Genomic DNA, 23,601 nt, shown 5'->3' with positions numbered 1-23,601 from the left:
GCATTCATATTCCATAGAGATATAACCGATATAACAGAAAATGAAACTATGCCGGGAAAGGTGGGACAGCAGGTGAAGAAAATCGTATCCTATTCTTTTGTCGTGTGGTTGGCCATAGCTCTCGTATTCCCGTCACTCTCCGTCTCCAGTTACGCGGATAATAGCGAGATAGAAGTTTATTTGAACGGGGTCAGGCAGCAGTATGACCAGCCGCCTCTCGTCATGGAGGGGAGCACATTGGTTCCTTTCCGCGCAATCTTCGAATCTCTCGGAGCCAAAGTAGCCTGGGATCCCGAGACGGGTACAGTAACCGGCAGCAAGAACGGGCTTGCCATCAAGCTGATTGCCGGCTCTACGAAAGCAGCTGTAAACAATAAAGCTTATTCGCTTAGCGCTCCATCTGTCATCAAGAACGGCAGCATGATGGTTCCGCTTCGATTCATTAGTGAAAATTTCGATATGTATGTGAGCTGGAATGCCAAGGAACGGCGCATTGGAATATCGTCAGATCCAGCGATCGATGGACGGACCAAGCGGATGATCAGGGCGATGAGCAGCCATTACGCGGCTAACGGGAAGGCCAAGCCTTTTCTGACAGAACCGCGTGTGACGGGGACTTACGCTGCTGGCGAATTAACCGCCACATTCCACGGCAATGGACTCAAGGCTGCCAACTATATGCGCTACCTTGCCGGATTGCCTGATGATCTGATCAGCGACGAGGCCTTGATTCGGCAAGCCCAGCACGGTGCAGTCCTTCTGGCAAGCACAGACCTGCTCACTCATACACCGTCGCAGCCTGCAGACATGAGTGATGCCTTCTTCAACGCCGGATACAAGTCCACAACGAGCAGCAACATCTACGCCCGCTATGGGGGCAGCGCATCACCGGATTTTTTGGCCGAGACTGTGAAAGGGTATATGGATGACGAAGACAGCAGCAACGTCAGCAGGGTTGGGCATCGCAGATGGATTCTGAATCCTGCGCTGCAGCGGATCGGCTTTGGCTTCGCTATGACGGAGGACAACAATCACTACTACTCCAGCATGCAGGTATTCGACACAAGCCGCAAGGACAAGGTGGAATACACCGAGGTGCTCTGGCCTAATAGAGGCTATTTCCCTACCGAGACATTCGCGGGCAATGTGCCGTGGTCCGTCTCTCTTAACCCGCTCCTCTATGAGGAGCCGGATGGCGACAGCATTACCGTGACGCTCGAACGACGGTCTGATCAGAAGGTATGGAAGCTGGATAGAAAGTCGGACAATCCGGACAATGCCCGCTACTTCCACGTAGATACTGGGGGCTACGGCATTCCGAATGCGATCATTTTCCGCCCGGACGGCATTCAGCGCTATCAGGACGGTGACATTTACGACGTATCCATCTCCGGACTAGTGAACAAGCAAGGGGGGGCAGCCACACTCCGCTACTCTGTGCATTTCTTCGACTGACTAGGCTATCGATTCAAGAGGTATCCTAACCAAGCTGCGAGCTGCGGAGTTAGGCGAAACATGCGAAACGGCATGTATTTGCCCGTTTGTGGCCCCATGAAGGTGAAATGCCTGCCAGAGCGCAGGTATTTCACCTTCGTTTCCCCTTAACGGCCGATTTTCCCTCAAATTCATGCATGATCGCAGGCATTTCAACGTTATGGCGTCTTGTAATCGAAATTCATGCACATTCGCAGGCTTCCTGCTCCGTCGCCCTGCCCTCAAAACAGTTGGAGAAGGGAGTGCCGAGAATCCATATATAACGAAAAAGATGCTTCCAGCCCCACTTCTCAGTGGTTAGGAGGCATCTTTTTCACATCAGTTGGGACTTTTTCGGACAGCCCCGTTGTGTTTGCAGCAGGAATTGTCCCATGGGGACAATACTCTCTAATGCTTGCTATTGCCAATCGAGTTTGTTCTCGGACTGGCGGGATTCTTCACTTAACAAAGTATACATGCCGCTCGCTTCGTCCTTCTTCGTCGTCTCCGTAATTCGCTCTACGCGAACAGTGACGATTTTTTGGCCGAATTGAATTTTGAGCTCATCGCCGGCTTTGACGGTGCTGCTCGCTTTGGCTTCGCGGCCATTGACCCAGACACGCCCTTGATCGGAGACGTCCTTGGCGACAGTGCGCCGTTTGATCAACCGCGATACTTTGAGAAATTTATCAAGACGCATGAATTACTTGATTGCTTCTTTCAGTTTGTTGCCCGCTTTGAAAGCAGGAACATTGGATTCAGCAATAGTGATAGCAGCGCCCGTCTGCGGGTTGCGGCCCGTACGTCCAGAGCGTTTGCGTGTTTCGAACGTGCCAAAGCCGATCAGTTGGACTTTATCTCCACCTGCAAGCGCGTCAGTTACTTCACCCATAAATCCGTTCAATACGGCTTCTACATCACGTTTGGTCAGGCCACTCTTAGCAGCAATGTTGTTGATTAGATCTGTTTTGTTCATCTTTTTTAGCCTCCTAAGGTTTTCTGCGATACTTACATGCCAGGCTTCCTGTGAGCAGAAAACCAGCCTCGTAAGCTTTCGCTTCGTTTTCTGCGACTCTACTGGAAAGCACTTTGTTATGCACCAGCCAAAGAGCAATCTCGTTGGCTGCAGGGTGCGCCTTTCGAAAGATACTATTCTGCTTGATGCTAAAAAAATCCTGCTGTTTCAGCAAATTTTTTGAGAATGGTGTGGAATTGACCCGATTTTTGACGAATTAAGGTTATGGAATTCGCTTTGCTTCCTCCCAAAAACGATCCATCTCTGTTAAATCAGTTTGGTCAAAGGTTCGTCCACTTATACGAAGCTGCTCTTCAATATATGAAAATCTCTTTTTGAATTTCTGGTTGGTTCGTGCAAGCGCCTCTTCCGGATCAGCGTGAATGAATCGAGACGCGTTGACTACAGCAAACAGGAGATCACCCAATTCAGAAGCCTGCTCGTCCGCATCCTTGCTGTCTATCGCCTCACGCAGCTCCCCGAGTTCCTCTTGGATTTTGTCCAGTACCGGATTAATATCATCCCAATCAAAACCTACCTTGGCCGCTTTCTTCTGAATCTTGTAAGCTTTCATAAGTGCTGGCAGATCAGGAGGAATACCGTCCAGCTTCGATTGCAGCGCAGGGTCGATACCCTTGCGGCGCTTCTCCTCCGCTTTCATCTGCTCCCAGTTCTGAAGCGCTTCCTGCGCATCGGCAGCCCCTTCTTCACCGAAAACATGAGGGTGGCGGAACAGCAGCTTCTCATTCAGCGTTTCTATCACATCATAGATGGAGAAGGAGCCTACCTCCTCTTCCATTTGGCTGTGAAGCATAACCTGCAGAATGACGTCACCAAACTCCTCGCGCATCCCGTCCGGATCATCATTATCGAGCGCTTCAATCGCTTCATAGGTCTCTTCGATAAAATTTTTGCGTATGGACTGATGCGTCTGCTCGCGGTCCCACGGACAACCCTCAGGACTGCGAAGAATAGCGACGATTTCGTGCAAGCGGTCAAACGAACGGTTCTGAAGTGCTTCGCCATTGGATTGCGGAATCCAGATCAGCGACAAGTTGCCGTATTCCTGTATCCGATCCAGCTCGTACAGCGGCACCGTAATAATTCGCTCCTCGCCAGGAACGCCAAGCGCATGCCCAATCGTGACGGGATGATCATCGGGATAGCGTTCCATCAACGTCAGCTTGACATCAGAGGCCGTGTATTCGTCGTACACCTGACCAATGAGGGTGTGCAGCTTGGGCTGGAGCAGAGACGGCTTCAGCTCAGCCGCATCCAGCAGCTGGAACCCTTCGATGGGATCGAAGCCGAGCCTCGTGAATGCCTGATCGAGAAAACTCTCCCCGCCTAAGACTGTAAGCGCGACCCCTTCCTGTGGACAGCGCTCGCGCAGAAGCTGTACTGTACGCTCGGCTACCATGGGGTGTCCGGGAACGGCGTATACAACAGGCTGCCCCTCGGCCGCCCGCGCAAGCAGCGCCTCCGCTATCGCCGCGTAGACATCCGGGAATGAGTCGAGCTCCTCGTACAGATAGTCAAATGACGTATAAGATAATTGGTGCTCGTTAAAAAGCCGCATCGTCGGATGCTTGTCCGTTCGCACATAACGATGCTCCGCCGCCTGCAGCCTCCGCCAAATTCCAATCGTCAGCTGATCCACATCGCCGGTGCCAAGACCAACGACAGTAATACTCGGTTGCATATATGTATCCTCCTTTATAGTTAACGCTTTCAGGCGTTGAAAAGTTACACCGGTACACTCCGCCCGCCTATTGAGTGCTACAGGCGGCTATTCGGACCCAAGGGCAGCCAGTTGACCCAGGGCAGGGTCTACGGCTGAGTCTACGGCTGAGGCGGCTATTCGCCGCGGGGCAGCAGCCGCCAGCGGCGAAGCCTGGCGGCGATAGCCTCGCCGCGGGGCAGCGCGCGCAGGTCGCGCGCCCGTATACCGCCGCTGCGCAGCGCGGCGGCAAAGAACAGCGCTGCGCCGAGGGCGGTGCCCCCTAGCGCAAGCACCGCAGCTGCCGCCCTCGGCGGCAGCGCAGGGCCGAGCAGCGCCGCACCGCCGCGCTCGGCCAAGACCAGCGCCGCGGCCATGACCGCGAGCGCGAGTCCCATGCCCGCAGCATCGCGGGCGGGCATGGCTGCTGCGCCTGTGGCGCGGCGCACAGCGACCGCGCTCAGCAGGGCAGCCGCAGTGAGCGCGGCAATGCCTGCGCAGGCCGCGCCAGCGATGCCATATGGCGGCACCAGCACCGCGTTTAGTGCCGCTTTGAGCGCAGCTGCAGCAAGCATGAACAGCATCGGCCCGCGCACCTGGCCGAGGCCTTGCAGCACTGCTGCCGCGATAGCGTTAACTGTACCTGCCAGCGCAGTACAGGCAACAAGAGCGAATGCCAGCGTTCCGTTATCGTCCGCATACAGCATCACATTGATGGGCTCCGCCAGAATAACGAGCCCCACAGCAGCGGCTGCGCCTAATGACCACGCGGTCCGCATCGTAATATTCGCGTGCTGGCGCAGCCCCGACCCATCACCGCGCACACGCGCTGCCGCCAAAGCCGGAACAAGCGCAGCGCCTATGGCACCGGCGACCATTACGACCAGCTGCACAAGCGGCTGGCCTCTGCTGTATAAACCGAATGCCGCCAAGGCATCGGCGTCGCCAACCGTGTCGCGCAGAAGGCGCGGCACAGTGAACGCGTCAACCACACTGAGCGCGGGAACAGCAAGTGCCCCCAGCGCCACAGGCAATGCCAGCGCCGACAATCGCCGCACAATCGCCAGCAGTCCATTCCGTTCATCTTGTTCATCTAATAGCTGCCACTTATCAGCCGAAGATTCAACGCTTGCCGCACTCTTCTTCTGCCTGCCGCTCCGCTCCCGCTTCTCACGAAGCCAATACAGCCCCATAACCGCGAGGCCGACCGCTCCGCCGATAGCCGATCCGGCTGTTGCCCCGGCAGCGAGCTCCGGATCCGCCCAGCCCAGCTGCCAGCCTATTGCAAGCAGCAGAAGCATTCCCGCCACGCGCACACTCTGCTCAGCGAGCTGCGACACTGCTGAGGGCAGCATCCGTCCCAGTCCTTGATAATAGCCTCTCAGAGCAGCCATAAGCGGCACAACCCATAAGGCTAGCGCCGTCATCCGAATAGCCGGAGCCGTCCCCTTGTCACCAATCCATCCCGCTACCAGGTCGGCGCCAGCCCACAGCAGCACGAAGCCTGCCGCTCCACTGATCGACAGCAGCAGCGCACTGGCCCCCAGAACCTTGTAGGCCCCCTCGCGGTCTCCGGCCGCCTCTCTCTCTGCGACAAGCAGCGAGACAGCAACAGGGAATCCGGCCGTCACTGCGGCCAACAACAGCTGATACAGCGGATACACCGCATTATAGATCCCGAACACGCGGTCACCGGCAATGTTTTGCAGCGGGATTTTCTGCAAGGTACCGATCACTTTGCTCACCAGCATCGCGATTCCCATTACCGCTGCGCCTCTCCACAATGAGGCTTTGCCTAAACGGCTGTCCGGTTGCCCTGACATCCCTGTGGGTATCGGAGCTCCGGTACTGGCGTCAGAAGCAGCCGCCCTCTCGTCCAGTCCACGTTCCACTGCTTGCACCTGCCTATCTCTTCTCCTATCCCCCATTATACCCCGTTATGCTCATAATCGCACAACAATCAGCAGGGCAGCAGCCGCCCTGCCACCGCCCTTGAAACGCTGATCAGCCAATCTCCAAAGAAAAAAGCTCCCTTGAAGAACATCTCCAGGAAGCTTCGCTTTGTTATTGTTCCATCTGCTTGGCAAGAAAGCCCGCTGCCGTCTCAACCATCTTGATTTCCATCTCGGACATCTTCACACTGTCGTCTTTGCTTAGCAGAACGACCGTACCGATGGGATCTCCTCCGGCAACGATGGGGGCAGCTACGAATGAGCTGAAGGTTTCTCCGACATCCTTGACAACCTCGAAGGAACCGCCGGCCGATTCAGACAGCGTCTTCCGATTCTCCATGCATCCTTCCAGCAAGGCGCCAATCTGCTTCTCCAGATACTCCTTCTTTGGCGCACCCGCAAGCGCAATAATATGATCACGGTCGGTAATCATGGCGATATGGCTCGTACTCTCGGACAGCGACTCCGCATACTCCTTGGCGAAATCTCCAAGTTCTCCAATAGGTGAATACTTCTTCAGAATAACTTCACCATCACGGTCAACGAATATTTCTAACGGGTCGCCTTCGCGAATACGCAATGTACGGCGGATTTCCTTTGGTATGACCACCCTGCCGAGATCATCAATGCGGCGAACAATTCCAGTTGCTTTCATATTCTAGTTGCCCCACTTTCCTTGAAGGTTTGAATTTGACTGGGATACATCATGCTTGTCTATCGCTCAAGAGGAGAGGATCCTTGAAAATGGTGAATTCGAATCTGACCATAGTATTCATCCCCTCCCAGATTCTTATGCACGGCTCAATCCCATGCAAACCATGATTCCACCGCAACTTCCGGCAAATTCCAATTCCAATGGAGCCCTTCTGCTCCTGCTGCGCATCCCCATATATTGGATCAGCGCCCCCGCCGCACATCCGGCTTCCGTGCTTCTTCATCCTCTTCAGCCGAAGTACCTGGTCCACGCATCATCAGCTTCCAGATCAACTGCGCCGTCTCCTGTACCGTGCGCGGACGCAAGCCCTTCACCCCATGAAGCAAGCGAAAAGGACGGGCAAGCCGGGGCAGATGGAGATCCGCCTTCGCGATCAGCGCATCATCGTACAACAGGTCTGTCGTTCCCGCCGCCAGCAACCGCCCCTCCTTCAACAGGAGTACCCTCTCCGCCCACTCTGCCGCAAAATCAACATCATGCGTCGCGACCATCAGCGTGATACCAAGTCCATGCAGTTCATCGAGCATAGCCTGCAGATCGTCCCGGCTCTTAGGGTCAAGAAATGCCATCGGCTCGTCGAGAATAATAATCTCCGGCCGCATCGCCAGTACACCGGCAATGGCCACACGACGCTTTTGACCATAGCTCAGCTCGAACGGCGACCGACCCCGCAGCTCGCAGATGCCCATTGTACGAAGAGCATCGGCGACTCTCTCCTTTACTTCCGATTCCGGCAGTCCCAAATTACGCGGCCCGAATGCGACGTCCTCTTCGACAGATGTAGAGAAAATCTGGTCGTCAGGATCTTGATAGACGACACCGACACGCTGGCGCAACCTCATCCCCGACTCGCGTGTCCATCGCTTACCTAACACTTGAACCTCTCCGCTTGACGGCTCCTCCAGGCCGTTAAGAAGGGAGATCAAGGTCGATTTTCCCGCTCCATTCGGTCCCATCAGCACCGTCTTAACGCCCCGTTCAATCGTAAAGGATACCCCGCGAAGCGCTTCAATATTACTGCCGCCGTAAGAATATGAGGCATCGCGCACCTCAATGGCCGCACTGCCGCCCCCTTGAATGCTTTCCCCATGATGACGGGACATCCCTCCGCCAGAGAATCCGCCTCGTGCCGAGATCGACTGGTGTATGCGTTCACTGCGGTGAAAGGCACGCAGGAACAACACGCCGAGCAGTTCCCCGAAGCGTTTATAAGTTCTGCGGCTCCACAGCCAGCCCCTCAGCTCCAGCCCCCGCGAGCGCTGTGCGCTCACCATGCTGGCCGCCTCCTCCTTGAGCAGGAAGAAATACCGCATCATCAGCCCGATAATCTCAATAAAAATCGCTGAAACTCCCAGGGATCGCAAGCTTCTGATCAAATCAAACAGGGGAGTAATGAAGAGCAGATATGTAAGTAATACATTTGCGCAGACCATCTTGAGCAAAATAACCGTCGCGCTGTCCATACCCTCCTGCGTCGCCGTCCATGGCCCGATCTCCATAAACGGCGTGCCAGCACCCTGGAACGGAATGAACACAACGGCCCCGAGTCCGAATGGCACAATAAGCAGCAGGCGCTTCACCATATGTCGAAGCGGAACTCCTGACCAAAGGGCGATAAACAGAAAACATCCTGCTGCCCCCGTAAGAGCCGCAGGATTGCGAAAGAACATTATCGTAGCGAGCAATGCCAGCACAGTCAACAGCCGGCGATTCACCTGGCGGAGGAAGGGCAGCTTTGCAGGGACGTCATTGTGCGTGGCTTTGATCGAATCAGTTGACGACATCCGTATCGCCTCCACTGCCGCTGTTCCTGTTGTAGTCACGCGAAACCGCCCATAGCGCAGCCAGCATAACGAGTACGCCAATGACACCAGCAGCGCCTACCTTAAGCGCATTGCCCGGCAAGCCGCCTACTTCATAATCAGGAATAGGAGCCCATTGATGCACCGCGCCAGCCGTATCGAGGAATCCGTGATCTTCAGCGACACGCTCCAATCCGTCAGGCGAAGATGACGCCCAGGGCGATAAGAGTCCCGCTACCGCCAGGGTTGCAGTCAGCATAATCGCCCACTTGGTCCTGTTTATGGTCAGCACATAGGATTTCGCGTTCTCCGGCCCAGAAGCAGCATTCCCCGGTTTCCCCTGATCATCCAATCGCTTCTTATCCATTCCATCAAGCATGGCCCGCCACCCCCTTGGCTACGGATACCTTTCGCTCAAGCAGGTACCCTGTGACCAGTGTCGTGATAACACCCTCGCCAATGCCGATCAAGCTGTGCCAGCCAAGCATGGCTTTTAGCGCCAGGCCAAGCTCGAACGTCCCTGACCATGCCAGCAGCAGCGCCACGCCAGCAGATGCAGCCACAATAGACAGCCATGCCGCGAAGAACGTTATGAGAGCCCTGCCTCTGCCTCGCAGCAGCAGCATACCCGTACGGTATACCCCATAGCCGACAAAACAGCCTATGAAGCCGGTACACAGAACATTGGCTCCCAATACTGTAATGCCTCCATCCTGGAACACAAGCGCCTGAACGCAGAGAACGGCTGCCATTATAATTGACCCGATCCACGGACCGAACAGAATGGAAGTTAGTGCCCCGCCCAGAAAATGGCCCGAGGTCGCTCCCGCAATCGGGAAATTAATCATCTGCGCCGCAAACACAAATGCGCCCATCAGCGCGATCATCGGCACTTTCTTAGGCTCCATGGCCAATTTCGTCCGCCTCAAGCTGTATGCTGCCGCACCTGCGCCAATTATCGTTGTCGTCATCCACACCTTTGCGTCGAGAAATCCGTCCGGTATGTGCAAGTACATCCACTCCTTAAGAACCTTGGCCCAATGCCACTATTTCTTACAATTGTCAGGGGCCCTGCTCCCTTTTGTCAATGTGTATGTCAGGTTTTATTACACACCCAACCTGTTAGACCGTCAAATAGCGGCGAATGACCTCATCGCTCAACGACTCGCAATTGCCCTCCCATGCTACCGAGCCCTTCTCCAGAATGTAGAAGTAATCGCCAACACTCTTCACGAACTCCAGGCTTTGCTCCGCGAGCAGTATAGCTGTCTTGCCGTCCGACTTGATCGAGCGGATAACATCCCGGATATCGTCCACAATAGAAGGCTGAATCCCTTCGCAAGGCTCGTCGAGCAGCAGTACCTCCGGCTGGGACGCCAATGCTCTCGCGAAGGCCAGCTGCTGCTGCTGCCCCCCGCTCAGGTCGCCGCCGCGCCGTCCATACATCGTTGGCAGCACCGGAAATTTCGCGATGGCAGACTCAGGAACCACACGCCCCTTCTCCGGGGATGCTTCCAGACCAAGCAGCAAATTCTCGAACACCGTCAGCTGCGGGAAGATCTCCCGCCCTTGCGGCACATATCCAATCCCCCTCTTGGCCCGCTGTCCCGGCGTTCGTTTCGTCAGATCATCGCCATAGTAGGTTACGCGCCCTTTGCGCGCCTTCAGCACGCCCATGATGCTCTTCATCAGTGTTGTTTTGCCTACTCCATTGCGCCCGAGCAGACAGACCACCTCTCCCTGCTTCACCTCAAGCGTCACATTGCGCAGTATGACACTCTCGCCATAACCTGCTTCAAGCTGTTGAACGGCCAGCATCAGCATCCCGCCTTTTCCCAAGATAGACCTCTGCCACCCGGTCATCGCGCTGCACATCCTCCATCGAGCCTTCCTTGAGCAGCCTGCCCTCATGCATGACCGTTACTTTGCTTGCAAAATTGCGGACAAATTCCATATCATGCTCCACGACAACAATAGACTGGGTCTGGCTGATTGTCCGAAGCAGCTCGCCGGTCTTCTCTGTCTCATTGTCCGTCATGCCAGCCACAGGCTCATCCAGCAGCAGAATTTCCGGCTCCTGCAGCAGCATCATCCCGATCTCAAGCCACTGCTTCTCGCCATGGGACAGACCTCCAGCCCTCCAGTAAGCCTTCTCCTGAAGTCCGATCATCTCCAGCTGCGCTGCAATCCGCTCCTGCTCCTCCGCATTCAGCTTTGCCCGCAATGCCGCCAGCACGCTGCGGTTCTGCCGCATGGCAATCTCCAGATTCTCGAACACGGTTAACGTTGGGAAGATCGACGGTGTCTGGAATTTGCGTCCGATGCCAAGCTCGGCAATCTGATGCTCTTTCTTGCGCGTAATATCAATCTTGCCGCCGAACAGCACTTTGCCGACCGTCGGCTTCACCTTGCCGCAGATGACATCCAGCATCGTTGTTTTGCCTGCGCCATTGGGTCCGATAAGGAATCTCAGCTCCCCCCGCTCAAGCCGGAAGCTCATCCCTTGAACAGCCTTGAATCCGTCGAAATCGACCGTCACCTCATCGCACTGCAGGATAGCTGACTCCATCCCCATCTTCATGCACCGTCCTCCCCTTTCTCAGCCACTTGAATTGCCCGAACAATCCAGCCGCACCCTTAGGCAGGAATACGACGACAATAACGAACAACGCCCCCATGAAGAACAGCCAGGCGTCCGGATAGGACTCGCTGAACACACTTTTCGCAGAATTGAGCAGAATCGCCCCAAGCGCTGCGCCCACCAAGGTGCCGCGACCGCCGATTGCCACCCAGAGGACCATCTCTATCGAGGGCACAATCCCCATCATCGACGGCGAAATAATGCCTACATGAAGAACGAAGAGCATACCCGCCAGCCCCGCCAATCCTGCGGATATGCTGAAGGCGACCATTTGATAGACAGCAGGATTATAGCCGATGAATCGGACGCGGTTCTCACCGTCGCGGATCGCCCGGAGCACTTTGCCGAATCTGCTCTTCACAAGAAACCTGCACAGCACATAAGCCGCAATAAGCGCAACAACGGTCACCCAGTAGAGGGTCTGCTTCGTCTCCGGAGAGGCTAGCGATTGTCCGAACAGCTTGCCGTACCCCGTTACGCCATTCGTACCGCCCGTGTAGGCCTGCTGTCCAATAAACAGCGTTACTGTAATGATAACAAGCGCCTGGGTCAGTATCGTAAAATAAACCCCGCGGATCCGATTCCGGAATGTAAAATATCCCAGCACCAGCGCAAGCAGCGCAGGCAGCAGTATGCCTGCAGCGAACGCAAAGCCGAAGCTGCTGAACGGCTTCCAGAACCACGGCAGCGCGGTCAGTCCGCTCCAATCCATAAAGTCCGGAAGGCGGCCGCCGCTTGCCTCCAGCTTTAGATACATCGCCATCGCATAACCGCCCAGACCGAAGAATACCCCGTGCCCCAGACTTAGAATGCCGGTATAGCCCCAGATCAGATCAAGACCCAGCGCAACAATGGCGAAAGCGAGAAACTTGGCAAGCAGATTCAGCCGAAAATCACTTAAATATAGCGGTGCGCAGAACAGCGCCACAGCCGCAGCCGTATATCCCGCAAGCAGCCAGAGCCGCTGAGGCGACATCAATCGCTTATGCATGTTAAAGTCCCACCTTTATCTCTTAATCAAGCGAACGTGAACGCATCGCGATCAGCCCCATCGGCCTCCACTGCAGGAAGGCGACGATGCATAAGAAGACCAAGACTTTGCCGAGAGAGGCCGTCGTCCAGTATTCGAACAGCGTATTCGACATCCCAATGCCGAAAGCGCCGAACACCGTTCCAACCAGCTTGCCGACACCGCCCAGCACAACAACCATGAACGCATCTACGATGTAATAGGTGCCAATCGAAGGCCCGATCGGCCCCATCAGCGTGAGTGCGCAACCAGCAATCCCCGCAATGCCGGAGCCGATAGCGAATGTCACCGCATCGACCCGGCGCGTAGAGATGCCAAGACATGCGGCCATCTCGCGATTCTGCATGACAGCCCGCATCCGGCGTCCTGAGTGACTGCGGTAAATATATACGTACATCGCGAACAAGCACAAACAGACGAGCGCGATAATAAACAACCTTTTGTATGGCAGAACGACATCTCCCATAATTGTCACACCGCCATTGAGCCAGGACGGGCTGGTCACGCCGACGTTCGGCGCTCCGAAGATCGTGCGTGCAAGCTGCTGCAGCATGAGGCCGATCCCCCATGTAGCAAGCAGACTGTCGAGCGGACGCCCGTACAGGAAACGAATCAATGTCGTCTCCAGCAGCAAGCCCATCAGGAATGCTACGATGAAGCTGACAGGGATAGCAGCAACGAAATACCAATTGAACATCGAAGAGGGCATATATGAAGTGAATAGATTCTGGACGACATATGCCGAGTAGGCGCCAATCATAATCAGCTCTCCGTGAGCCATATTAATGACCTTCATAAGTCCGAACGTAATCGCAAGACCAAGCGCGATCAGCAGCAAGATGGAGCTGACGCTAATACCATTGAACAGTTGAAGCACTATAACATCCATACCTTCACCCCTGAGAGAACAGCTTCAGATATGACAAGAGGAAGTATCCGAGTATCAAGCGCCGAATACTCCCCCTGCCATCACCTGCCTAGAAAGGTTAACCTTTTAGTTGCCCGAGCTTAGACTGCCCGCCCATTCATATCCCTTCAGATACGGATCCGGCTTGACCGGATCACCGGAGTTCCACAGCTCCTTGAACTGTCCGTCTGCCTGCACCTCGCCGATACGAACCGTCTTATAGATATGCTGGTTATCGCCGTCGATCTTGATTTTGCCTTCAGGCGCGTCCCACTCCAATCCCTTAGCCGCTTCCTTCACCTTCGCAACATCAACAGAGCCAGCCTTCTCTACTGCCGCTGCCCACAGGTAGACAGCATCATAACCTGCTTCAATAGGATCCGCCGTTACGCGGTCGGCCCCGTACTTCTTCTTGTAGTTCTCCACGAAGGTCTTGTTCGCCGGCGTATCTGTCGTCTGGTAATAGTTCCAGGCCGCAAAGTGGCCCTCCAGCACATCGACGCCAATACCGCGAATTTCCTCCTCTGCTACCGATACAGACAGCGTAGTGAGATCCTTCGCTGTAATTCCCGCATCCTTGAGCTGCTTGAAGAAGGCAACATTGCTGTCTCCGTTAAGCGTATTGAAGACGACATCCGGCTTCGCCGCTTTAATCTTGCTTATAATCGTCGCATAATCCGTGTGGCCCAGCGGGGTATACTCCTCGCCTGCAAGCTCGCCGCCTTCGGCTTTCAGCTGTTCCTTAATAATTTTATTGGCTGTACGAGGGAACACATAATCAGAGCCGAGCAGGAAGAATTTCTTCCCTCTGTTCTCAAGCAGCCAGGTCACTGCCGGAACGATCTGCTGATTCGTCGTTGCGCCTGTATAGAAGATATTCGGCGATGCCTCCAAGCCTTCATATTGAACAGGATACCAGAGCAGCCCATTCAGTTCTTCGAATACAGGGAGCATTGCTTTGCGGCTTGCGGAGGTCCATCCTCCGAACACCGTTGCAACTTTGTCCTCTGATATAAGCTTGCGTGCTTTTTCTGCGAAAGTCGGCCAGTCCGATGCGCCATCCTCAACGACAGGCACGAGCTTTTTCCCAAGCACGCCCCCTTTGGCATTAATCTCATCGATCGCCATCATTTCCGCTTCCTTAACAGAAACCTCGCTGATCGCCATCGTACCGCTAAGCGAGTGGAGGATACCGACCTTGATCTCGCCGTCTCCACCGCCAGCCCCGCTGGTTTCCGTTGTACCCTCACTTGTCGACCCCTTGTTGTCATTGCTGCAGCCTGCTAATGCAATACAGAGTGCTACCAGTAGTAAAGAAAGGCTTTTCCAAACATTTTCTCTCATTCTCCCACTCCCCAGGCTATTTTTTTCTCTATTCCGAACGTTTCGCACATCAAGCGCTCCTTTGTTCGTTGATTCATTATAGATTCACGATCTCTTACATGTCAATATATATTACATCAAATTGTGGATATTCTTGTTTTTTAGTGGCGCTTCGGTTATTTTTATCGATATAAATAACATATACTTAACATAAATGATGGATTTCGTCTCTTTTTGTCTTGAAATGACGAACTTTCTGCGCCACATATGACATATATGTAACATAGTCGGACTGTGGAGACGAGGCTTCATTTTAGTGACTGACCCGACGACAACGAGGGAAGCCTGCGTAGATGCAGGAATTTCGGTTAAAAGAAGCCCTGGAAGGCAGAATGCCTGCGATCATGCAGGAATATGCAGCGGAAATGATTGATAGGGGCAAAAAACAGAAAAATGCCTGCACTTTGGCAGGCATTTCAATTTTAGCTATCCAGAACGAGAGAAAGCCTGCATTTTCGCAGGCATGTTCGCCGTTTATGGGCACGCTCCGCTGCACCGGAGGTGTTCGCACCGTGCTCGCAGATGCCAGAGCGGTGCTGCGCTGTATGACAGCGGTCGGGTATTTCAACAGCCTGCCACTACAAAGTGGGTTTCGGAGGCTTAGACGACTCTGCCTCCATCTTAAACGAATTGAATACACACGGGCGCCGCCCCATTAATAATGTGACTCGTCTCCAGCAGTCGCCCTGTTTCCGGATCAATGCGAAACACAACGACCTCATGGGTATCCTGGTTAGCAGCAAGCAGAAATTGATCATCCGGTGCAAGGGCGAAATTTCGCGGTATCCGCCCGCCGCTTGGCACGTGCTCCACCAAGGCCAACAGCCCCTCGTCATCGATTCGATACACTACAATACTGTCATGCCCGCGATTAGAAGCATAGAGATAACGGCCACATCCCGTCACATGGATATCTGCGCTTGTATTCTCACCATCGAAGGATTCTGGCAGCGCTGAGATGATCTGTATCCTTACAAGCTCAGAATCCTCAGCACGGAATGAATAGACAGCAACCGTACAGTCGAGTTCATTCAGCACATAGAGAAGCCTGCCGCCGGAATGAAAAGCAAGATGACGCGGCCCTGCTCCTGAAGCGGTCACCGTCTCCCTGTGAAGGATCAGCTTTCCCGCTTCGCGATCAAGCCGATAATGCACGAGCTTGTCGATTCCGAGATCGGCCACAATCACATAGCGGTTAGATGGATCCATGATAGAGGAATGAGGGTGCGCCTTCTCCTGACGGTCGCTTCGGGGACCATGGCCTTCGTGGGCGACATTGTCAGCAATAGGCCCAATGGAGCCATCCTTTTCTACGCGATATAACACCACATTGCCGCCGAGATAGTTCGTAACGACAAGGAATTCCTCCTCCCCGTCAAGCATCACATGACAGGGCGCGGAACCATACGTTGTGCGCTTATTAAGCAGAATAAGCTCTCCGCTGCTCTCGTGAATAGCGAAGCTTGCGACAATTCCATCGCCATCAGACGCTTCGCTAACCGCATATAAACGCGTCCTATCACTGTTCAGTGTCAAGAATGAAGGATTAGCGATACCCGCCATCCCGAACCGCTTCTCCAGCTTGCCTTCATCATATTGAAACCGATACCCTGTTATCCCTTCTTCATCCTTCGCAGCGTAAGAGCCGACATACAACAACCTTTCCTTCATGCAGCCTTCCTCCTTCAATGGCATTCTTCTTATCCACTCACTATTACCCTTCATATGCACAGCAATCATCTCATTGATAAAAAAGAAGACAAGCCGTTCCGATTACCCGGAGGGCTTGTCCTACTTGCCTTGCTTGTCCCGCTTATCTTGCTTGTTATCCTGCTGAATCGTGAATTATTTCGTCTCTTCAGCCTTCTCATCCGTCTTGCCCGTATTGTCTTTGGCCGCATCATCCGTTGCAGGCGCTTCTTCTTTCGGCAGATTGATCTTTTCAATCAGACCTGGAAGCTCCTTCGTCATGAACTCGTTCATTCTCTCTGAAGCAATTGCCTGTCTCAGGCTGTTCTTCGCTTCTTGAGACAATTTATCAAACGCTTGTTCTACGCGCTTCTCTACTTTAATTACGTGGTAACCATCCGACGATTTAACCGGATCGCCGATTTTTCCAATCTCTTGCTTGAGGGAAGCTTCTTTGAATTCCGGTGTCCAATTGCGGGCTTCTACATCCTCATACAGACCGCCATTATCCTTGGAGCCTGGATCTTCCGAATATTGCTTGGCGATCGCATTCCAGTCGCCGTTCGCTTCCAGCTTGCTTTTCACTTCCTTGGCGATTTTCAGCGCCTCTTCATCCTTGCGCACTTCTGCGCCGGTTTCTCTCTCGGTTGTTTTCACCAGAACATGACGAACACTTACAATACTGAATTCAGCCTTGGCTTTCTCGTATTGCTTCTTCACATCATCATCTGAAATTTTGCTATCCTGATCCTTCGTCACGCTGATGACCATTTTGTAGAAATTTTTCATGTCGTCACCGGACAGGTTCGATTCTTCCACTTTCTTCTTCAGCTCTTCATTCGCTGCACGCTGCTTCTCGAATTCCGTGTAGAAGCCGCTAATTTCTTTTTCAATCTCTTCATCCTTCTTATCTCCAAGACGGCTGTTCAGCACTTTGTAGCCGATATACTGATTAAGAAGCTGCTCCTTGAATTGCGGAATTGTGAAATACATCTCTGAACCTGGCTGAAGAATACTGAAGAATGCCAGATACTTGTCGAATTCCACCTGTGTTACTGTTCCGTCCTTATAGGTCGCGATGACCTCTCCTTCGTCTTTCTTGCCGCATCCCGTCGCAAGCACGACGATAAGAAGAGCTGCCAGCGTAAGCAGGATCCCCTTCTTCCAAAAGTTAGTGCGCAACATCCTGTAATTCCCCTTTCGAATGGTTAGTATCTCTAATGTGAGTCAAGAACCGTTCCAGCAGCTCAAGCTTCTGCTCCATTGTAATGCCCTTTCCTCGCAGTTGAATCAGAGGGCATGGCTCATTGCCGGTTGAACGCTTGAACCGATTCTCGAATTGCAGACAGAGCTGATCCACCTTCTTCGTGTCCATGCGCTGCTTCTCGCGCTCTGCGAAACGCACGATAATATCGTCGCTGCGTCCGCTAATCTGCTCAATTCCGCATATCGCTCCGAACACCTTCAAGCGGGCTACTGCCAACAGATTGTCTACCGACTGCGGCAAATCGCCGAATCGATCGACCAGTTCCTCTCTAAGATCATCCGCTTCCTCGAACGATCTTATCGCCGCCACCTTTTTATATATCTCTATCTTCTGTATGCTATCGTAAATATAAGCTGAGGGCAAGTAAGCATCGATGCTCATATCGATAACCGTGCTCACTTCTTTCTCCGGCACCGCCTCATGGCCCTCCATATCCGCCTTGCGCTTGGCTATCTCATCTGCCAGCATCTGTGAATATAGATCAAATCCGACCGATGCGATGAAACCATGCTGCTCTGCGCCGAGCAGATTGCCTGCACCGCGAATAGACAAGTCCCGCATCGCAATCTTGAATCCGGAGCCGAGCTCTGTGAACTCCTTAATAGATTGCAGCCGCTTCTCGGCGACCTCCGTCAGCACCTTATCCCGCTGATAAGTAAAGTAAGCGTAGGCAATGCGATTAGACCTGCCAACACGGCCGCGCAGCTGATACAGCTGCGATAACCCCATTTTGTCCGCATCATGCACAATCAACGTATTCACATTCGGGATATCGACGCCCGTCTCAATAATACTGGTGCTCACAAGCACGTCCGACTCTCCATCCAGGAAGTCAAGAATCGTCTTCTCCAGCTCCTGCTCGGACATCTGACCGTGGCCGACCGCTACACGCGCATCCGGCACCAGCATATTGATCTGCTCCGCCATCTGTGTAATGCCCTGGACACGGTTGTACAAATAGTACACCTGGCCGCCCCGCGCCAGCTCTCGCTCAATCGCTTCACGAACGAGGGACGGGCTGTATTCAACGACATAGGTCTGAACCGGGAACCGGTTCTCCGGCGGCGTCTCAATAACCGACAGATCACGCACACCCAGCATAGACATATGCAGCGTGCGCGGAATCGGCGTTGCAGTGAGCGTCAACACATCGACATTCGTCTTGAGCCGCTTGAGCTTCTCCTTGTGGGATACGCCGAACCGCTGCTCCTCATCGACGATAAGCAGGCCGAGGTCTTTAAATATGATATCCTGTGACAGCAAGCGGTGCGTTCCAATTACGACATCAACTGTGCCTGCCTTGATGCCCTTGATCGTATCATTCTGCTCCTTCTTGGAGCGGAAACGGCTCAGCACCTGGATGTTGAACGGAAACTCGGAGAATCGCTCCTTGAACGTCTCGTAATGCTGTTGCGCCAAGATCGTCGTAGGAACGAGGATCGCAACCTGCTTCCCTTCGATAGCCGCTTTGAATGCTGCACGAACCGCTACCTCTGTCTTGCCGTAGCCGACATCACCACACAACAGACGGTCCATCGGACGGGCAATTTGCATATCCTTCTTGATCTCTTCAATAGCTCTCATCTGATCTCTGGTCTCGTCATACGGGAACATCGCTTCGAATTCCTGCTGATACGTCGTATCCGCACCGAAAGCAAATCCTGTCGTTGCCTGACGCTCCGCATACAGCTTAATCAGATCATCGGCAATATCCTGCACAGAAGAACGCGCCTTATTCTTGGCCCGTACCCAATCACTTCCGCCAAGCTTGTAGACCTTCGGATCCTTCTCCTCCGAACCGACATATTTCTGAATCATGTCGATCTGTTCAATCGGAACCGAGAGCTTGTCGCCACCCGCATACATGATATGGATGTAGTCCTTATGGATCCCGGCGATTTCAAGCGTGCCGATGCCCATATATTTTCCAATTCCGTGATTCTGATGAACGACGTAATCGCCGACCTTCAGCTCGGTATAGCTCTTGATTCGCTCCGCATTATCCAGCTTCTTGTCTACACGCCGCGCCTTGCGCTGCTTCTGCGAGAACATCTCGCCTTCCGTAATGACGACCAGATGAATCGAGGGCAGCTCGAAGCCTGATTGCAGATTGCCCTCAATCAAGACAGGCGGTTCAATGCCATAATCGTAGAGAACCCGCCGCATCCTGTCCATTCGCTCCGCATTGCCGGCCATCATCATCACATTGGCTCCGGATTTGCGCCAGCGCTCCATCTCCGCCTTGAGCACATTCATCTGGCCGTGGAAGTTCTGCATTGCCCGACTGACAACATTAAGAATATTCTGCGGCTGGGTATGTGGAATCTGCCGTAAGAAAAGAGACAGAAACACCGTCTGGAAGGGACGATGATAGAGCACATCATCCGACGGACAGGCCAGAACAAAGCCCGGCAGCGACTTCCCGTTCTGAAGCAAGTGCGTCGCCCATTCCGCTTCATCCCGCTCCAACTGCTTGCCCGTCTCGATCAGCCGCGTCGGTTCATCGTAGATGAGCAGCGTATCCTGCGCAAGATAATCGAATAGGGTCTGCCGTTCAGGATAAAGCAGCGAGATATATTTATAGATTTCCGGAAAATATTGATGCTGCCGCAGCTGCTCAATCTCGGCGCCTATATCAGCGCGCAGCCGGTCTTTAGCCGACCGGTCTGTCATCTTGAGCAGCTGCTGCTCCAGCAGCTCAGACGCATGCTGAGCTGCGCTCGCGAATCTTGGCGCATCCGCTGCCAGCTCCTGGCAAGGCGGCACGACATAATGATCCAGCTTATCGATCGAACGCTGCTCGATTGGATCGAACGTTCGTATAGAGTCGATGTCATCATCAAACCATTCAATGCGGAAAGGGTGGATCGTTGTCAGCGGATAGACGTCTACGATACCTCCGCGAACACTCATCTCGCCCTTGTTCTCGACTTTATCCACACGTGTATAACCAAGTCCGACCATCTGCTGCAGGAAGGATTCCATCGGGAGTGTCTCTCCCACACGAAGCTCAATTCTTGCGCCGGCCATCGCTCCGCGTACAGGAAGATAGCGCCGAACCCCGGAGAAAGGCACGACAACAACACCGCGAAACCCTTGTGACAGCTGGATAAGCACATCCATGCGCTGTGCGAGCGTTTCCGGACTTGATATCGCCGCTTCAGCTGCTACCAGCTCATTGGCCGGATAGAGCAGCACCTCGTCGGGGTTCAGACATTCCGCCAGATCCTCGGCAATCTTCTGAGCAGCGAACATATTATGTGTTACAACAACGATTGGCCTTGCTAACTCTCGCACCAGCGCAGCAATCATCACTTGACGCGATGAGCCTGCGAGTCCGGATACAAGCTGTTCGCGCATCCCTTTTTGAATTCCGGATAAGACGGACTGGAAGTCTGTATCCGCGGCGTATGCCTCTAATAACGCTTTCAACGCTCTGGCACCTCATTTCATCCACAAGCCAAGTACGGTCATTTCTATGTCGACGGCAACCGTTCATCCCGTCACAAAAGGAGCCTCGGCCGTGCGCCAAGACTCCTCGCTGCTATTCATTCTTACCTTGCTTGCTACTGAAGGGGGCTTGTCACAAGCAGCAATTCTGGATTGCTTTCAAGCGCTTCGCGACAATAATCACACACAACCTTTACCGTGACATCTCCATTCGGATTATACGCTATTATATCGCTGCGTTCTTCAGGGGTCAAGAAATGGAAGCCAAGCTGCAGCTCCGATATTCCAGCGCTCTCGATCGATCCCATCGCCGTTCTGCAGTGCCGACAAATATAATTTACAGCCATATGTATGCCTCCTGAGCGGTTGTTATACCCTCAGTATGCCCGAACGTGCCCAATTCTAACGGTTGAATTTGGCCATCGTCTGGTCAAAAGGATTTTTCAGCGCAAACTCAAGGGAGTCGCAGGTATCCTCGATCATTGCCTTCACCTGGTCGCCTTCGCTTCTCGGGAAGTTGGCCAGCACATAATCCGCGATATTCATTCCTGGCTGCGGACGGGAAATTCCCATTCGCACCCGATTGAATACTTGCGTGCCCGTATGCGCAATGATGGACTTAATTCCATTATGTCCGCCTGCACTGCCTTGATAGCGGAGTCTGATTCTCCCGCACTCCGTATCGAGATCGTCATAGACTACAATCATATCGGCCAGGTCGGCCTTATAGTAGTCCATAAATCCCCTTACCGACTCACCGGATAAGTTCATATACGTCATCGGCTTAATCAGTACGACCTTTGTGCCAGCGACATTTCCTTCCCCGATCAGCGCCTTGCATTTACTTTGAGTTATGTTGATCCCATGCCGCTTAGCGAAGGCATCAACCGCCATGAATCCAATATTATGACGAGTCCCTTGATAAGTCGTACCCGGGTTGCCTAATCCGACAATCCATTTCATGCTGAAATTCATCTCCTAAAAGTTTATACGAGCTTCAACCACTGCCTGAAGCAGAGGCTTCTTTTGAACATGCAGACCTCTCTCCGTACAGCGATAGAGCTTGAAACCGTTGTGAGTTGCCGCTGTAATATGCAGCTTAAACGAAAAATAGCTCACTTTGCAAAAAAAATGATGAAATATTTTGTAATAATGCAACGAATCATCATTGTCGATTGTCATATCTATATAAACGGCATTGAGCCATACATTGAATTCAAAGGAGAGTTTTCGATGTATCTAAACGGTCAACTGATTTTTGATGACACGCATTTCGACGATCATCGCGAGTGTCATGTACCTATTCAAATTTATTTGCAGAAGGAGCACAGTGACATCGGCTTCATTGAACAGTATTGTTCGGACTACATCAAGGTCAATAATATTTTCTACGGTCGGAAGGAATATACCTTTGTTTCTCGCCCAGGCTATTAACAATAATTTTGTCATCAGACGAACTTATTCCTCATAATGCAATACAGGAAAGGGCTGCCTCGGCAGCCCTTTCCTGTATTTATCTTTTATCATTACGATGCTATTCGGTATGCACAGCGTCCATGTTCGCTTCCTTTGCTCGTTGGTCGGCTTCCACCGATTCCACCGCAGCGTCCTCAGCTTCTTCCTCTGTCAGGTCTTTCTGCGGCACAAGAACCGTTACCACCACCTGTTCAGCATCAATGCGGGTAGTGACCCCTTTAGGCAGCAACAGATCGCTAACGAGCAAGTTATCGCCCATTTGAAGTTCTGTCACATCAATTTCGATGGCCTCCGGAATTTCATTCGGCAAGCACTGTATCTCCAGTTCATGAATCATGAGCTGTAGGATGCCGCCCTCCCGAGCACCTTGCGCCTCACCTACAACTTCAATACGAACCGGTGTTTTCACCGTCTCATTCATATTAATCTGATGTAAATCGATATGAACGACACTCCGTGTCAATGGATCTCGCTGAACCTCCGTCAACATGACAGGCTGCTTGCCAACGCCAGGCACTTCTATTTCGAGCAGCGCATGGGGATGTGAACGCAAGAGGCTTAGAAGCTCCTTCTCATCTACTTTAATTGGCCTAGGAGTTTCTAGCTGCTTGCCGTATACGACACCCGGAATAACTCCTTGCTGCCGCAGCTTGTTCAATTGACCTTGTGTTCCTACAGTTCGTTCCTCGGCTCTTAGTGCAATAGCCATATATGAAACCTCCTTGTAAATCGAGTTCCATATATTCATACCCAATGCCAAGCCGAATTAAACAATTATTTCTGCCGCAGTTCCACGAGCAGCGCTTGAAGTCCGCATCCATCAGGCTGTACGAGATAGTCTGGCGGGTATGCGCCCAACGCCAGCGAGCGCTTCAGCTCAGCCTTGTGCTCGGCAGAAAAAAAATCCTGCGAAAGCGCAGGATTTTCGGCCAAAAGAAGCCCTAAGAGGTAGAATTGCTGCGATTAGGCAGGAATTTACGGCTGAATTGACTGATTAGGACAAATGCCAGTGAAATGCCTGCACTTTGGCAGGCATTCAGCCTTCAGCACGCCGGAACACAAGAAAACCTGTAGTTTCGCA

The 23,601-nt window shown here is 53.1% G+C and carries 22 protein-coding genes; 3 read left to right on the top strand and 19 right to left on the bottom strand.

Annotation, left to right across the window (positions count from 1 at the left end; all coding sequences use genetic code 11):
- Positions 1-72 precede the first annotated feature (72 nt).
- A complete protein-coding gene (locus K0T92_RS22075) occupies positions 73-1,455 on the top strand; it encodes a stalk domain-containing protein (RefSeq protein ID WP_219874657.1) in 1,383 nt (460 codons plus the stop codon).
- A gap of 436 nt (positions 1,456-1,891) precedes the next feature.
- Here K0T92_RS22075 and K0T92_RS22070 read toward each other — a convergent pair whose 3' ends face one another.
- From K0T92_RS22070 to urtA, 13 genes are all read right to left on the bottom strand, one after another.
- Positions 1,892-2,173, bottom strand: a complete 282-nt coding sequence (locus K0T92_RS22070) for an RNA-binding S4 domain-containing protein (protein WP_219874656.1) — start codon at positions 2,171-2,173, stop codon at positions 1,892-1,894.
- Between the two features lie 3 nt (positions 2,174-2,176).
- Entirely contained in the window at positions 2,177-2,449 is a 273-nt protein-coding gene (locus K0T92_RS22065; RefSeq protein ID WP_219874655.1) for an HU family DNA-binding protein, read from the bottom strand.
- 262 nt (positions 2,450-2,711) lie between these two features.
- A complete protein-coding gene (gene yabN, locus K0T92_RS22060; protein WP_219874654.1) occupies positions 2,712-4,190 on the bottom strand; it encodes a bifunctional methyltransferase/pyrophosphohydrolase YabN in 1,479 nt (492 codons plus the stop codon).
- 155 nt (positions 4,191-4,345) lie between these two features.
- Positions 4,346-6,100: a putative polysaccharide biosynthesis protein gene (locus K0T92_RS22055; RefSeq protein WP_343223775.1), complete on the bottom strand. Its 1,755-nt coding sequence runs from the start codon at positions 6,098-6,100 to the stop codon at positions 4,346-4,348.
- A 172-nt stretch (positions 6,101-6,272) separates the two neighbouring features.
- A complete protein-coding gene (gene spoVT / locus K0T92_RS22050) occupies positions 6,273-6,815 on the bottom strand; it encodes a stage V sporulation protein T (protein ID WP_219874653.1) in 543 nt (180 codons plus the stop codon).
- Between the two features lie 242 nt (positions 6,816-7,057).
- Positions 7,058-8,659: a cobalt ECF transporter T component CbiQ gene (gene cbiQ / locus K0T92_RS22045; protein WP_219874652.1), complete on the bottom strand. Its 1,602-nt coding sequence runs from the start codon at positions 8,657-8,659 to the stop codon at positions 7,058-7,060.
- A complete protein-coding gene (locus K0T92_RS22040) occupies positions 8,646-9,056 on the bottom strand; it encodes a PDGLE domain-containing protein (protein WP_246628357.1) in 411 nt (136 codons plus the stop codon). The genes cbiQ and K0T92_RS22040 overlap by 14 nt, the downstream gene beginning before the upstream one ends.
- Positions 9,049-9,687, bottom strand: a complete 639-nt coding sequence (locus tag K0T92_RS22035; RefSeq protein WP_219874651.1) for an energy-coupling factor ABC transporter permease — start codon at positions 9,685-9,687, stop codon at positions 9,049-9,051. The genes K0T92_RS22040 and K0T92_RS22035 overlap by 8 nt, the downstream gene beginning before the upstream one ends.
- A gap of 112 nt (positions 9,688-9,799) precedes the next feature.
- Positions 9,800-10,495, bottom strand: coding sequence for an urea ABC transporter ATP-binding subunit UrtE (gene urtE / locus K0T92_RS22030; protein WP_219874650.1), 696 nt, complete (start codon positions 10,493-10,495; stop codon positions 9,800-9,802).
- Positions 10,473-11,252: an urea ABC transporter ATP-binding protein UrtD gene (urtD, locus tag K0T92_RS22025; RefSeq protein ID WP_219874690.1), complete on the bottom strand. Its 780-nt coding sequence runs from the start codon at positions 11,250-11,252 to the stop codon at positions 10,473-10,475. Before urtD ends, urtE begins: the two co-directional genes overlap by 23 nt.
- Positions 11,218-12,309, bottom strand: coding sequence for an urea ABC transporter permease subunit UrtC (gene urtC / locus K0T92_RS22020; protein ID WP_219874649.1), 1,092 nt, complete (start codon positions 12,307-12,309; stop codon positions 11,218-11,220). The genes urtD and urtC overlap by 35 nt, the downstream gene beginning before the upstream one ends.
- 22 nt (positions 12,310-12,331) lie before the next feature.
- A complete protein-coding gene (gene urtB / locus K0T92_RS22015; RefSeq protein ID WP_219874648.1) occupies positions 12,332-13,237 on the bottom strand; it encodes an urea ABC transporter permease subunit UrtB in 906 nt (301 codons plus the stop codon).
- A gap of 105 nt (positions 13,238-13,342) precedes the next feature.
- Positions 13,343-14,599 (bottom strand): urea ABC transporter substrate-binding protein, encoded by a 1,257-nt coding sequence (gene urtA, locus K0T92_RS22010; RefSeq protein ID WP_219874647.1) that lies wholly within the window; start codon positions 14,597-14,599, stop codon positions 13,343-13,345.
- 332 nt (positions 14,600-14,931) lie between these two features.
- On the opposite strand from urtA, the gene K0T92_RS22005 reads away from it, so the two are divergent.
- Positions 14,932-15,297 (top strand): hypothetical protein, encoded by a 366-nt coding sequence (locus K0T92_RS22005; RefSeq protein WP_219874646.1) that lies wholly within the window; start codon positions 14,932-14,934, stop codon positions 15,295-15,297.
- Here the strand turns inward: K0T92_RS22005 and K0T92_RS22000 are convergent.
- The 5 genes from K0T92_RS22000 to pth form a co-directional block, all read right to left on the bottom strand.
- The gene (locus tag K0T92_RS22000) at positions 15,260-16,309 is read right to left on the bottom strand and encodes a lactonase family protein (RefSeq protein ID WP_219874645.1); all 1,050 of its coding nucleotides are present in this window, start codon (positions 16,307-16,309) and stop codon (positions 15,260-15,262) included. The genes K0T92_RS22005 and K0T92_RS22000 overlap by 38 nt on opposite strands.
- 174 nt (positions 16,310-16,483) lie before the next feature.
- On the bottom strand, positions 16,484-17,512 hold the full coding sequence (locus K0T92_RS21995) for a peptidylprolyl isomerase (RefSeq protein ID WP_219874644.1): 1,029 nt from the start codon (positions 17,510-17,512) through the stop codon (positions 16,484-16,486).
- On the bottom strand, positions 17,499-21,026 hold the full coding sequence (gene mfd, locus K0T92_RS21990) for a transcription-repair coupling factor (protein WP_219874643.1): 3,528 nt from the start codon (positions 21,024-21,026) through the stop codon (positions 17,499-17,501). The genes K0T92_RS21995 and mfd overlap by 14 nt, the downstream gene beginning before the upstream one ends.
- 134 nt (positions 21,027-21,160) lie before the next feature.
- On the bottom strand, positions 21,161-21,391 hold the full coding sequence (gene fin, locus K0T92_RS21985; protein WP_219874642.1) for an anti-sigma-F factor Fin: 231 nt from the start codon (positions 21,389-21,391) through the stop codon (positions 21,161-21,163).
- Between the two features lie 55 nt (positions 21,392-21,446).
- Positions 21,447-22,007, bottom strand: a complete 561-nt coding sequence (gene pth, locus K0T92_RS21980; RefSeq protein ID WP_219874641.1) for an aminoacyl-tRNA hydrolase — start codon at positions 22,005-22,007, stop codon at positions 21,447-21,449.
- 63 nt (positions 22,008-22,070) lie between these two features.
- Between pth and K0T92_RS25170 the strand changes: the two genes are divergently transcribed.
- The gene (locus K0T92_RS25170; RefSeq protein ID WP_246628356.1) at positions 22,071-22,478 is read left to right on the top strand and encodes a hypothetical protein; all 408 of its coding nucleotides are present in this window, start codon (positions 22,071-22,073) and stop codon (positions 22,476-22,478) included.
- Positions 22,479-22,578: 100 nt separating this feature from the next.
- On the opposite strand, the gene K0T92_RS21970 is transcribed toward K0T92_RS25170, so the two are convergent.
- On the bottom strand, positions 22,579-23,229 hold the full coding sequence (locus K0T92_RS21970; protein ID WP_219874640.1) for a 50S ribosomal protein L25: 651 nt from the start codon (positions 23,227-23,229) through the stop codon (positions 22,579-22,581).
- Positions 23,230-23,601: the final 372 nt, after the last annotated feature.

Origin of the sequence: Paenibacillus oenotherae (assembly GCF_019443105.1) — a bacterium.
Classification (GTDB): Bacteria; Bacillota; Bacilli; order Paenibacillales; family Paenibacillaceae; genus Paenibacillus_Z; species Paenibacillus_Z oenotherae.
The sequence above is the reverse complement of the archived record's forward strand: the minus strand, read 5'-3'. Positions and strand labels throughout refer to the sequence as shown.